The sequence below is a fragment of the Pseudomonas gingeri genome, assembly GCF_013386115.1.
Lineage (GTDB): Bacteria > Pseudomonadota > Gammaproteobacteria > Pseudomonadales > Pseudomonadaceae > Aquipseudomonas > Aquipseudomonas gingeri.
The window spans coordinates 431,502-444,104 of sequence record NZ_JACAOR010000001.1; the positions used below are offsets into that span (position 1 = coordinate 431,502).

General features: G+C 65.1%; 8 protein-coding genes. 4 read left to right on the forward strand and 4 right to left on the reverse strand.

Features of this window, described 5'->3' with window-relative positions; all coding sequences use genetic code 11:
• Position 1 precedes the first annotated feature (1 nt).
• From ispH to HX881_RS32965, 4 genes are all read right to left on the reverse strand, one after another.
• Positions 2-934, reverse strand: coding sequence for a 4-hydroxy-3-methylbut-2-enyl diphosphate reductase (gene ispH, locus HX881_RS01895; RefSeq protein ID WP_177082398.1), 933 nt, complete (start codon positions 932-934; stop codon positions 2-4).
• Entirely contained in the window at positions 931-2,850 is a 1,920-nt protein-coding gene (dxs, locus tag HX881_RS01900) for a 1-deoxy-D-xylulose-5-phosphate synthase (RefSeq protein WP_177082400.1), read from the reverse strand. The genes ispH and dxs overlap by 4 nt, the downstream gene beginning before the upstream one ends.
• A gap of 106 nt (positions 2,851-2,956) precedes the next feature.
• A complete protein-coding gene (gene idi, locus HX881_RS01905) occupies positions 2,957-3,523 on the reverse strand; it encodes an isopentenyl-diphosphate Delta-isomerase (RefSeq protein WP_017127237.1) in 567 nt (188 codons plus the stop codon).
• An 88-nt stretch (positions 3,524-3,611) separates the two neighbouring features.
• Positions 3,612-3,740 (reverse strand): hypothetical protein, encoded by a 129-nt coding sequence (locus HX881_RS32965; RefSeq protein WP_281367638.1) that lies wholly within the window; start codon positions 3,738-3,740, stop codon positions 3,612-3,614.
• A gap of 88 nt (positions 3,741-3,828) precedes the next feature.
• On the opposite strand from HX881_RS32965, the gene HX881_RS01910 reads away from it, so the two are divergent.
• From HX881_RS01910 to HX881_RS01925, 4 genes are read left to right on the forward strand one after another with little or no spacing between them, the layout of a single operon-like run.
• The gene (locus HX881_RS01910; protein ID WP_017127236.1) at positions 3,829-4,950 is read left to right on the forward strand and encodes an efflux RND transporter periplasmic adaptor subunit; all 1,122 of its coding nucleotides are present in this window, start codon (positions 3,829-3,831) and stop codon (positions 4,948-4,950) included.
• A 10-nt stretch (positions 4,951-4,960) separates the two neighbouring features.
• Positions 4,961-8,026 carry an efflux RND transporter permease subunit gene (locus tag HX881_RS01915; RefSeq protein ID WP_177082402.1) on the forward strand — a complete coding sequence of 1,022 codons (3,066 nt, stop codon included), beginning with the start codon at positions 4,961-4,963 and terminating at the stop codon, positions 8,024-8,026.
• 5 nt (positions 8,027-8,031) lie between these two features.
• Positions 8,032-11,151: an efflux RND transporter permease subunit gene (locus HX881_RS01920; RefSeq protein ID WP_177082404.1), complete on the forward strand. Its 3,120-nt coding sequence runs from the start codon at positions 8,032-8,034 to the stop codon at positions 11,149-11,151.
• Between the two features lie 3 nt (positions 11,152-11,154).
• On the forward strand, positions 11,155-12,585 hold the full coding sequence (locus HX881_RS01925) for an efflux transporter outer membrane subunit (RefSeq protein ID WP_246356425.1): 1,431 nt from the start codon (positions 11,155-11,157) through the stop codon (positions 12,583-12,585).
• The last annotated feature ends 18 nt before the right edge of the window (positions 12,586-12,603 follow it).

The following is a 12,603-nucleotide window of genomic DNA, read 5'->3' on the forward strand; positions in this document are numbered from 1 at the left end:
TTTAGCGGCTGCGGGCGATCAGCCCGTCCGGCAGAGTGAATTGCACCCGTTCCTCGCGACCGGGCAGGGTAGCGATCGTCAGCGGTGCCAGCTTGCCAAGGGCGGCGATCACATCCTCGACCAGCGCCTCGGGCGTCGAGGCCCCTGCGGTGATTCCGACGGTCTCGATATCGCGAAACCACTGCCGGTCCAGTTCGCTGCCATCGGCCACCCGGTAGGCCGGCACGCCGGTTTCATCGGCAAGCGTGTGCAAGGTCACGGTATTGGCGCTGTTCGCCGCACCCACCACCAGCACCAGGTCGACACACTGGCTGAGGCTGCGCAAGGCGCTCTGGCGGTTCTGCACGGCGTAGCAGATATCGCGGGTATCCGGGCCGACGATGCCCGGATAGCGCCGTTGCAGGGCCTGGACCACGGCGCGGGTGTCATCGACGCTGAGGGTGGTCTGGGTGATATAGGCCATCGGCGTCTGTGCGGGAAAGTCCAGGTCCCGCACCTGCGCCACATCACGCACGACCACCACCGGCGCGGGAATCTGCCCGAGAATGCCGACCACCTCGGGATGCCCGGCTTCACCGACCAGGATCACCTGATAGCCTCTGACGGCATACTGGCGGCCCTGGTGATGCACCTTGCTGACCAGCGGGCAGGTGGCGTCGAGGACCCGCAACTGACGCTGGCGCGCGGTATCTTCGACGACCCTGGCCACGCCATGGGCGCTGAACACGGTGATGGCGTCGACCGGTATTTCATCCAGCTCGTCGACGAAGATCGCTCCCCTGGCCTTGAGGTTGTCGACCACATGACGGTTGTGGACGATCTCATGTCGCACGTAGACCGGGGCGCCGTACTGTTCCAGCGCCAGCTCGACGATCTCGATCGCCCGTACCACGCCGGCGCAAAAGCCCCGGGGTTGGGCCAGGATGACTTTCACCGGCGACCTCCTGTCATCAGCTGTCGACGGGACTCGCCGCGCACCAGGGCCACCTGCCCGGAGAAAACCCGGATAGCCGCGACAATTCCTCCGGCGTCCAGGCCGCAGGCACTCAGCAGTTGCTCCGGTGCGCCATGCTCGATGAACTGATCGTCGAACCCCAGTTGCAGGACCTGGTTGGAAAACATGGAAACGGCCAGATGTTCCAGGCACGCGGCACCGGCGCCGCCCTTCACGCAGCCTTCTTCAACCGTCACCAGCACATCGTGGTTGCAGGCCAGGGCTTCTATCAGGTCGACATCCAGGGGTTTGACGTAACGCATGTTCGCCACCGTCGCATCCAGGACCTCGGCGGCCTCGAGACTGGGCAGCAGCATGGAGCCGAAGGCGAGGATGGCGATTCGCAGGCCCTGGGTTTGCGCAGACTGGCGACGGATTTCACCGCGACCCAGGGGCAGCGTGTGCAACTCGACCTGCGGCGGGGTGCCGTTGCCGGCGCCGCGAGGATAACGCACTGCCACCGGGCCGTTCTGCAGCAGGGCGGTGTGCAGCATCTGCCGGCATTCGTTTTCGTCCGCCGGCGCCATGATGACCAGGTTGGGCACGCAGCGCAGGTAGGCGATATCGAACGCCCCTGTGTGGGTGGCACCGTCCGCCCCGACAATGCCGGCACGGTCGATGGCGAGCAGCACCGGCAGGTTCTGGATGGCGATATCGTGGATCAACTGGTCATAGGCGCGCTGGAGGAAGGTCGAGTAGATGGCGACCACCGGCTTCAGGCCCTCGGTGGCAAGGCCCGCGGCAAAGGTCAGGGCGTGCTGCTCGGCGATCCCGACATCGAAGTAGCGGTCGGGGAAACGCCGTTCGAACTCCACCAGGCCCGAACCTTCACGCATGGCCGGGGTAATCGCGACGACGCGCGGGTCGAGCGCGGCCTCATCGCACAGCCAGTTGCCAAAGACCTGGGTGTAGCTCTGCCGGCCGGCTGCCACGGGCTGGATACCCTGTTCCGGATTGAATTTCCCGGGCCCGTGATACAGCACCGGATCGAGGGCCGCCGGGCTGTAGCCATGGCCCTTCTCGGTGACGATATGCAGCAACTGCGGGCCGCGCCGGCTTTTCAGGGCCTGCAACGCCGGAATCAGCTCGCCCAGATCATGCCCGTCGACGGGACCGGTGTAATGGAAGCCCAGGGCTTCGAACAGCGTCGCCGACAATTTCTGCCCGGTGAGCTGTGCTGCGAATGCGGGGACGGAGCCTTCGCCTGCCGCCGTTTCCTCGCGCAGGATGCGCTTGATGGCGGCCCTGGCCGAAGGCGTGCAGCGATGGGCGGTGAGTCTTCCCAGGTAGTGGCGCAACGCGCCGACGGCGGGGGAGATCGACATATCGTTGTCGTTGAGGATCACCAGGAACGGCAGGTCCTGATGCAGGCCGGCGTTGTTCATGGCCTCGTAGGCCATGCCGCCGCTCAGGGCGCCGTCGCCGATGACCGCGATGCCATGCCGGTGCTCGCCTTTGTTGCGCGCCCCCAGGACCATGCCCAGGGCCGCGGAAATCGAAGTGCTGGAGTGAGCGGTGCCGAAGGTGTCGTACTCGGACTCCTGGCGTCGGGGAAAACCGGATATCCCGCCCAGTTGGCGAATGCCAGCCATGGCCTCGCGGCGCCCGGTGAGGATCTTGTGCGGGTAGGACTGGTGCCCGACATCCCAGACGATCCGGTCATGGGGGGTATCGAACACATAGTGCAGGGCAATGGCCAGTTCCACGGTGCCCAGGTTGGCCGACAGATGCCCGCCGGTTCGTGAAACGCTGTGCAGGATAAAGGCTCGCAGCTCATCGGCGACTGTCGACAGCGCCCTGGGATGCAGTGCCCGCAAATCGTCCGGGCTGTCGATGGTGTTCAGTAGCTCGAACATGTCGTGTTCCTCCGTCCCTGGGGCGCCCCGGCAATACCCGGGGTGGGCGCGATCGGCAACAAGGTCGCCCACGCGTCGTGCGCGTAACGTTTCATGAACGGGATCTCTAGAGTGCCAGATGACTGGTCGAGGGGAGCGTGACCGCCAGCTTTTGCCAGGTGCGCAGACTCGCGAGGGTGTAGGTGTCGAAGATCCTGCGGAACCAGACCGTGTACCGCTCCGGGGCGGCGGCAATGCAATGCGGAATCTCGGAGAGGGTCATCCACTCCCAGGACAGGGCTTCATCGGGATTGGCTACGGGCAGGGCATCGCTGATGCCGACGAACAGATGGTCGAATTCATGTTCGATCAGATCGTTCGAGACCTGTTCCCGATAGAGCAGGGACGCCACTTTCTTCAGTGGGCAGGCCAGGCCCATTTCCTCGAACAGGCGTCGCTGCGCGGCGGCATGGGTCTGTTCGCCGACGCGCGGATGGCCGCAGCAGGTGTTGGTCCACAGGCCTTGCGAATGGTATTTGCCGAGGGCCCGTTGCTGCAGCAGCAAGCGGTCGTAGCCGTCGAAGATGAAAATCGAGAAGGCCCGATGTCGCAAGCCTTGTTGATGGATGAACAGCTTGTGCGCACTGCCGGTTTCGCAATCATCCTCATCGACCAGAATGAGGGTTTCTTCCATGACGCGGACTCCATGATGTCTTTGTCACTGGACGGAACTGCAGACCAGAATACGTGGGGGGAATTTGGGTTGTCTTGTAACCGTACCCTTAGACAGTAGATCGCGCCTGCCCAAGCGCAAGGGGAGACGGATATTCGGCCTGGCCGTTCGTCACTTCCTTGACTGACAAGAGTTTCACGATCCCCATCGCCGGCAGAAAGCTGCCGTTCAGGTTCATGGGTGCAACCTCGATAGCAGACTAACCTTCAGTGCATCGGGGCGGTGTCCGCTGCGCACGCGCCAGCGAGGCCCCCGGGGAGACAAGAGTGAAGAGCAGCAAGGGAACCTGGATTTTGCTGGTCGTCGTGGCGCTCGCGCTCCTGGCTGGCGGTTGGGCGCTTTATCACGGTTTGCACACGCCCAGGGGCAAACCTCCGTCGCTGGGCGATCCGGTGACGGCCGTCGCCGTCAAGCTGATGGACGTCCCGGTGTATATCGACGCCCTGGGCACGGTGACGCCGACGCGCAGTGTGACGGTGGTCAGCCAGGTATCCGGCATCCTCGCCTCGGCGGACTTCAAGGAGGGCCAGCGGGTGACCAGGGGCCAGGTCGTGGCCCGCATCGACGATCGCGCGCTCAAGGCCCAGTTGGCGCAGGCCAGGGGTGTCCTGGACCACGATCAGGCGGTACTGGTCAACGCCCAGCGTGACCTGGCGCGTTTTCGCGAGCTGATCAAGGTCGGCTCGGTCAGCCAGCAGACCCTCGATACCCAGGTCGCCACGGTCCGGGAGCAGCAGGGCACGGTGGCCGCGGATGACGGCGCGGTGCAGAACCTGCAAGTGCAACTGGGCTACTGCACCATCACCTCGCCGGTCGACGGCATCGTCGGCCTGCGCCTGGTGGACCCCGGCAACTTCGTCACCGCCGGCAGCACCACGGGTATTGCCGTGATCACCCAGATGAACCCGGCGACGGTGGTCTTCGCGGTGCCCGAGGACGATCTTGGCGCCATCGACCAGGCCATGGCCAAGGGCACGGTCCAGGTACTGGCCTACGACCGCAACAAGCACGACCTGCTTGCCAGCGGCACCTTGCTGGCCCTGGACAACCAGGTCGATACCAGCACCGGTACCGTCAGGGTCAAGGCGCAGTTCGACGATGCGGGGCACGCGCTGTTTCCCAACCAGTTCGTCAATGCCCGGCTCAAGGCCGACACCCTGCGACAGGTGGCGGTGGTGCCGACCCTGGCGATCCAGCACGGTAGCAAGGGCGATTTCGTCTTTGTGGTGCAGGGCAACAAGGCCAGCCTGCGCACGATCAAGAGCGGGCCGATCAGTGGCGACCTCACGGCGGTCCTGGAAAACGGCGTGAAAGCCGGCGAGCAGGTGATTACCGAAGGCGCGGACAAACTGGACAACGGCTCCACGGTGAAGGTGGTCGGCCAGTGAGGGTTTACCCATGAACATCTCACGTCCCTTTATCGAACGCCCCATCGCGACCACGCTGCTGATGGTCGCCGTTTTCCTCATCGGACTGCTCGGCTACCACTTCCTGTCGGTCTCGGCGCTGCCCGAAGTCGACTACCCGACCATCCAGGTATTCACCCAGTACCCGGGCGCCAGCCCGGACGTGATCAGTTCCTCGATCACCGCACCGCTGGAGCGCCAGTTCGGCGAAATGCCCGGCCTCAAGTCGATGAGCTCCACCAGCTCCGACGGCGCTTCGGTGATTACCCTGCAATTCGACCTGGCGCTGTCGCTGGATATCGCCGAGCAGGAAGTGCAGGCCTCGATCAACGCCGCCGGCACCTTCCTGCCGGCCAACCTGCCGTATCCACCGGTGTACAGCAAGGTCAATCCGGCCGATGCCCCGGTCCTGACACTGTCGCTGACCTCCGACGTGCTGCCGCTGACCAGGATCGAGGACCTGGCCGATACCCGCCTGGCCCAGAAGATTTCGCAGATCTCCGGCGTCGGCCTGGTCACCATCAGCGGCGGCCAGCGCCCGGCGGTGCGGATCGAGGCCAATACCTCGGCGCTCAATAGCCTCGGCCTGTCGCTGGAGGACCTGCGCAGTTCACTCGGCACGGCCAACGTCAACCAGGCCAAGGGCAATATCGACGGCAAGTTCCAGGCGTACTCCATCGGTGCCAACGACCAGTTGCAGTCAGCCGACGAGTACCGCGACCTGGTGATCGGCTACAAGAACGGCGCGCCGATCCGCCTGGCACAGATCGCCCGTTCGGTCCAGGGCGCGGAAAATCCCCGGCAGGCGGCCTGGACCGACGCCACACCGTCGATCGTGCTGAACATCCAGCGCCAGCCGGGGGCCAACGTGATCCAGGTGGTCGACCGGGTCCAGCAACTGCTGCCCAAGCTGCGTGCCAGCCTGCCAGGCACGTTGAAAGTCAGCGTGCTGACCGACCGTACCCAGACCATTCGCGCCTCGGTCACCGATGTCCAGTACGAGCTGGCGGTCGCGGTGGTCCTGGTGGTGCTGGTGATCTTCCTGTTCCTGCGCAATGTCCCGGCCACGGTGATTCCCGCCGTCACCGTGCCCCTGACCCTGGTCGGCACCCTGGCGGTGGCCTACGCGCTGGGCTTTTCCCTGAACAACCTGACGCTGATGGCGCTGACCATCGCCATCGGCTTCGTGGTCGACGACGCCATCGTCATGATCGAGAACATCACCCGTTACCTGGAGGCGGGCGACACGCCGTTGCAGGCGGCGCTCAAGGGCTCGGCGCAGATCGGCTTCACCATCGTCTCGCTGTCGGTGGCGCTGATCGCGGTGATGATCCCGCTGCTGTTCATGGGCGATGTGGTCGGCCGGCTGTTTCGCGAATTCGCCATGACGGTGGCGGTGACCATCGTGATCTCCGCGGTGATTTCCCTGACCCTGACGCCGATGATGTGTTCGCGCATGCTGCGCAACCACCCGGGAGAACGCCGCCCGGACTTTTTCGACCGGATCAACGGCTATTACGTCCGCGGCCTGGACTGGGTATTGCTGCACCGCACCCTGACCCTGCTGTCCATCGTGTTTACCGCGTTGCTGACCCTGCTGATCATCGTGATCATGCCCAAGGGCTTTTTTCCCGAGCAGGACACGGGGCTGATCCAGGGGATTTCCCAGGGTTCGCCGACCGTGTCGTTCCAGCAGATGCAGGCGCAGCAGCAGAAGCTGGCCGCGCGCATCCTCAAGGACCCGGCGGTGGCGAGCCTGTCGTCCTTTGTCGGTATCGACCAGACCAACCCGACCATCAACCAGGGCAACCTGCTGATCAATCTCAAGGACCGCGACCAGCGCGACAGCGCGGCGGCGGTGATCCGCCGATTGTCCGACGCCAATGCCGACGATTCCGGGGTACGCCTGTACCTGCACAGCGTGCAGGACCTGACCCTCGATGCGACGGTATCGACCACCAGCTACCGCCTCGGCCTGCAGGCCACCGACCCGCAGGTGCTGGAGGAGTGGACCGCCAGGCTGCTGGCGGCCATCGGCAAGGACCCGCTGTTCAGCGATGTGCAAAGCCAGGCGCTGCAGTTCGGCAACCAGATCCAGATCACCATCGACCGCGCCACGGCCTCGCGGCTGGGGGTGACACCGCAGGCCATCGACGATGTGCTGTATGACGCCTTCGGCCAACGCCAGGTCTCGACCATCTACACCCAGCTCAACCAGTACCATGTGGTGATGGCCAGCGACCGGCCGCCGCGCAATCTCGCCGACCTGCTGACCGGGCTGTATGTCACCACCAGCAGCGGTGCGGTCGCGCCCCTAGCGAGCATGGCCACCCAGCAGGTGATCCGCACGCCGATCACCATCAACCGGCTGGGCCAGTTCCCCTATGCCGACATTTCGTTCAACCTGGCTCCCGGACAGACCCTGGGCGCGGCGGTGACGCGCCTGGCGCGGATCGAACAGGATGTCGGCCTGCCCGTGACGGTCCAGGCCAATCTCGAAGGCGCGGCGGCGACCTTCCAGTCCTCGCTGTCGAACCAGGTGTTCCTGGTGCTGGCGGCGATTGTCGTGGTCTACCTGATGCTGGGCATACTCTACGAAAGCTTCGTGCACCCGGTGACCATCCTCTCGACCCTGCTTTCGGCGGCCCTGGGTGCCTTGCTGGCCCTGCTGGTGACGGGCACCCAGTTCGACATCATCGGCCTGATCGGCATCGTCCTGCTGATCGGTATCGTCATGAAGAACGGCATCATGATGGTCGACTTCGCCCTGGAGTTGCAGCGCAAGGACGGACTGGACCCGGTGGTGGCGATTCGCCAGGCGGCGGAACTGCGCTTCCGGCCGATCCTGATGACCTCCATGGCATCGCTGTTCGGCGCGGTGCCGCTGGCCCTGGGTAGCGGCATCGGTTCGGAACTGCGCCATCCGCTGGGCATCGCGATCATCGGCGGGCTGCTGCTCAGCCAGTTGCTGACGCTGTTTTCGACGCCAGTGATTTTCCTGGCGATGAACCAGCTGGAACGGCGTTTCGGCAAGCGCCAGCCTGTAGTCGAGGGCTGACCGCCATGAATATCAGCGCGCCCTTTATCCAGCGACCGATTGCCACCACCTTGCTGGCGGTCGGCCTGGCGTTGTTCGGCGGGCTGGCCTTCCTGTCGCTGCCGGTGGCGCCGTTGCCGGAAGTCGACTTCCCGACCATCAGCGTCCGTGCCTCGCTGCCCGGGGCCGATCCGAACACCGTGGCCACTTCGGTGGCGACTCCGCTGGAACGGCAGTTCGGGCAGATCGCCGGGGTGACCCAGATGACCTCGTCGAGCAACCTCGGCTCGACCCGCATCAACCTGCAATTCGACCTGAGCCGCGATATCGACGGAGCTGCCCGCGACGTCCAGGCCGCCATCAATGCCGCGCGCAGCAGCCTGCCCAGCGATCTGTCGGGGAATCCGACCTATCGCAAGGTCAATCCGGCCGACTCGCCGATCATGATCATCAGCCTGACCTCCGACAGTGCGACGCCGGGCCAGATGTATGACGTGGCCTCGACCCTGCTGGAGCAGAAACTGCTGCAGACCAGCGGCGTCGGCGACGTCACCGTCGGTGGCGGGGCGCTGCCGGCGGTGCGCATCGAACTCAACCCGGACCGCCTCAACCATTACGGCGTCAGCCTGGAGCAGGTGCGCGGGGCGATCACGGCGTCAAACTCGAACCTGCCCAAGGGCGCGCTGGCCATCGGCAACCAGTCCTATGGCATCGGCGCCAACGACATGCTGTTCAAGCCCGAGGACTACGCGCCGCTGGTGGTCAGGCAGAACAACGGCGACGTGGTGCATATCGCCGACCTCGGTTATGTCCATGAGGACGTCGAGGACCTGCGCAACTTCGGCCTGTCCAATGGCCGGCCGGCGGTATTGCTGGTGGTGTTCAAGCAGCCGGGGGCCAACGTCATCGAGACGGTGGATGCGGTCAAGGCCGCGCTGCCGTTCCTGCAGGACTCGATCCCGGCGTCGATCCGGCTGAACATCCTGCTGGATCGAACCACCACCATCCGCGCTTCATTGCACGATGTGGAAATCAGCCTGCTGGCCTCGATCTTCCTGGTGACTTTGGTGACCTTCGGTTTCTTTCGCGACTGGCGCAGCACCCTGGTGCCGGCCATTGTCGTGCCGCTGTCGTTGCTCGGCACCTTCGGCGCCATGTATTTCCTCGGCTACAGCCTGAACAACCTGTCGCTGATGGCGCTGACCATTTCCACCGGTTTCGTGGTCGACGACGCGATCGTCATCGTGGAAAACATCATGCGTCACCTGGAACGCGGTGAAAGCCGCCTGCAGGCGGCGCTGACCGGCGCCCGGGAGGTCAGTTTCACGGTACTGAGCATCAGCGTCTCGCTGATCGCGGTGTTCATCCCGTTGCTGATGATGGGCGGGATTGTCGGTCGCCTGTTCCGCGAGTTTTCCATCACGCTGTCGGTGGCGATCCTGATTTCCATGCTGATCTCCCTGACCGTGACGCCGATGCTGTCCAGCGTGCTGCTGCGACCGAAACAGGCCTCGGACGCCGGACATGACTACCCGGATTCGGGTTTCCATCGCTTCTACAGCCGGACCCTGGGCTGGGTGGTCGGGCATTCGGCCCTGATGGGCGCGCTGACGGTGCTGGTGATCGTCCTCGCGGGCGTGCTCTACGTGCTGGTGCCCAAGGGCTTCTTTCCCCAGGAAGACACCGGACGCCTGCAGGGCAGCATCATTGCTCCCCAGAGCATTTCCTACGATGCGATGCAGGCGGCCTTCAGCAAGATCAACCAGACTGCCTCGCACAACCCGAATGTGCAGACCGTCGGCGGTTTTATCGGTGGTGGCGGCGGCGGTGGCGGGGCGATCAACAGCGGCCAGCTGTTTATCGCGCTCAAGCCGGTCGGCGAGCGCCAGGACCGCGCCGACCAGGTCATCGCGCAGATTCGCAAGGCCCTCGGCGACCTGCCGGGCACCCGCCTGTACCTGCAATCGGCCCAGGACATCACCGTCGGCGGACGGCAGAGCGGGGCGCAGTACCAGTACACCCTGACCGCCGATGACCAGGACAGCCTCGACGAGTGGGTGCCCAAGGTCGTCGCGGTGCTGCACACCTTGCCGCAACTGACCGATATCAACACCGACCAGCAGGACAACAGCCTGCTGGCGAATATCCATATCAACCGCGATACCGCGGCGCGGCTGGGGGTCAATATCGGCAATATCGACCAGACCCTTTACGACGCCTTCGGCCAGCGCCAGGTCTCGACCATCTACAAGGCAGCCAACCAGTATCATGTGGTGATGGAAGTGGCGCCGCCGTACTGGACCGATCCACAGGCACTCAAGTCGATCTATGTACCGACCGGGCCGGCGAGCAGCGGCAAGAACGTCACGGCGACACCGCTGGCCAGCGTCAGCCCGACCTTGGTGCCGCTGTCGGCGCTGGCGGATACCGCTATCCAGCGCACAGCGATTTCCATTGCCCACCAGGGCACTTTCCCAGCGGTGACGGCCTCGTTCAACCTGGCCCCTGGCGTCTCCATCGGCGAGGCCACCGCCCTGGTGGAGAACGCCGTGGCGCAACTGCGCATGCCCGCCAGCGTGGTCGGCCAGTTCGCCGGCACGGCCCAGGTGTTCCAGTCGTCGGTGGCCAGCGAGCCGTTGCTGATCGTCGCCGCGTTGCTGTCGGTGTACATCGTGCTGGGCATCCTCTACGAGAACCTGATGCATCCGCTGACCATTCTCTCGACCCTGCCTTCGGCCGGCGTCGGTGCGCTGATAGCCTTGCTGCTGACCGGCACCGAGCTGTCGATCATCGCCCTGGTGGGGGTGATCCTGCTGATCGGGATCGTCAAGAAGAACGCGATCATGATGATCGACTTCGCCATTACCGAGCGGGTCCGGCACGGCCTCAGTGCCCGCGAGGCGATTCACCGGGCATGCCTGATCCGTTTCCGGCCGATCATGATGACCACCCTGGCGGCCATCCTCGGCGCCTTGCCGCTGGTGCTGGGCAGCGGCTACGGCTCGGAACTGCGCCGGCCCCTGGGGATTTCCATTATCGGCGGGTTGCTGCTCAGCCAGTTGCTGACGCTGTACACCACGCCGGTCATCTACCTGTGGCTGGACAACGCTTCCGAGCGGCTGCGCCGGCGCGGCAAGGAGTCTTGAATCATGATGACGGGTCAACGCGCGCCCTGGCTGGTCCTGTTGCTCACCCTGGGCCTGGGCGGTTGCATGGTCGGGCCGGATTACCGGCAACCGCCGATCGAACTGCCGCAGGCTTTCAAGGAAGGCACGCAATGGCAACGGGCGGCGGCCAATCCCCAGGGCGCGCTGGACAGCCAGTGGTGGCTGGACTATCACGATCCGATGCTCAATGACCTGATGACTCGCGCGGCCAAGGCCAACCAGTCGATTGTCGCCGCCGAGGCGGCCTATCGCCTGGCCCAGGCCCAGGTCGCTTCCAGCCGCGCGGGATTGTGGCCGACCCTCAGTGCCGGGTTGTCCGGTTCCCGTGGGGTGGGCGGCAGTTCAGGCAGCGGCGGCGGTACGTCGAGCGTTTCCAGTGGTGCCGTCGAGCAGAGTGTCAGCGCCACCCTCGGTGCCAGCTGGGAGCCGGACCTGTGGGGCCAGGTACGACGCGGCATCGAATCGAGCCAGGCTTCGGCCCAGGCGTCCGATGCGCAACTGGCCGGGGTGCGCCTGTCCATCGGCGGCAGTGTCGCCAGCAACTACTTCGGCATCCGTCAACTGGATATCGATATCGGCTTGCTGGAACAGCAGCAACGGATCAACCAGCAGTTGCTGGCGATGATCCAGACCGAATACACCCAGGGCACCGCCTCCAACGACCAGTTGCTGGTGGCCCAGGACCAGCTGACCAGCGTGGTGGCCGCCTTGCAGACCGCACAGCGTTCCCGCGAACAGTTCGAACACGCCCTGGCGGTGCTGGTGGGCGTGGCGCCGGCGCAGTTCAGCCTGGCGCCGCTCGACCGCTTTGCCTTTGCACTGCCGGCAACGCCCCTGAGCCTGCCCTCCGGGCTGTTGCAGCGGCGCCCGGATGTGGTGGCCGCCGAGCGCGCGGCGGCCGCGGCCAACGCGAAGATCGGTGTCGCCGAGGCGGCGTTCTATCCCAATCTCGACCTGACGGCCCAGGTCGGTTTCCGCGGCAGCGCCCTGGGCGGTCTGTTTTCCGTGCCGAACCGGATCTGGAGCGTCGGCCCGGCCCTGGCCGAAACCCTGTTCGACGGCGGTGCGCGCCAGGCCGCCGTGAGCGAGGCCGAGGCCGGCTACGACCAGGAAGTCGCCAACTATCGCGGCACGGTGCTGGGTGCCCTGCAGAATGTCGAGGACAACCTCTCGACGCTCAACCACCTGCAGACCCAGGCCGACGCCTACCAGCAGATCTACCAGCGCAACCAGCAACTGTTCGGCAGCCAGCAAGCGCAACAGAAGGCCGGCACCGTCAGCCTGCAAGGCGTGCTGACCCAGCAGTTGATCCTGTTGCAGACCGAACAGACCTGGCGCGATACCCAGGGCCAGTTGACCCAGGGCAGCGTCGCGCTGATCCAGAGCCTGGGCGGTGGCTGGCAGGAGAAATGAGCGGCCGGGGCGGGCGGC

Coding starts and splice junctions, on each gene's coding strand:
- dxs (WP_177082400.1), bottom strand. CDS start 2,850: ATGTTCGAGCTACTGAACACCATCGACAGCCCGGACGATTTGCGGGCA.
- idi (WP_017127237.1), bottom strand. CDS start 3,523: ATGGAAGAAACCCTCATTCTGGTCGATGAGGATGATTGCGAAACCGGC.
- HX881_RS32965 (WP_281367638.1), bottom strand. CDS start 3,740: ATGAACCTGAACGGCAGCTTTCTGCCGGCGATGGGGATCGTGAAACTC.
- HX881_RS01915 (WP_177082402.1), top strand. CDS start 4,961: ATGAACATCTCACGTCCCTTTATCGAACGCCCCATCGCGACCACGCTG.
- HX881_RS01920 (WP_177082404.1), top strand. CDS start 8,032: ATGAATATCAGCGCGCCCTTTATCCAGCGACCGATTGCCACCACCTTG.
- HX881_RS01925 (WP_246356425.1), top strand. CDS start 11,155: ATGATGACGGGTCAACGCGCGCCCTGGCTGGTCCTGTTGCTCACCCTG.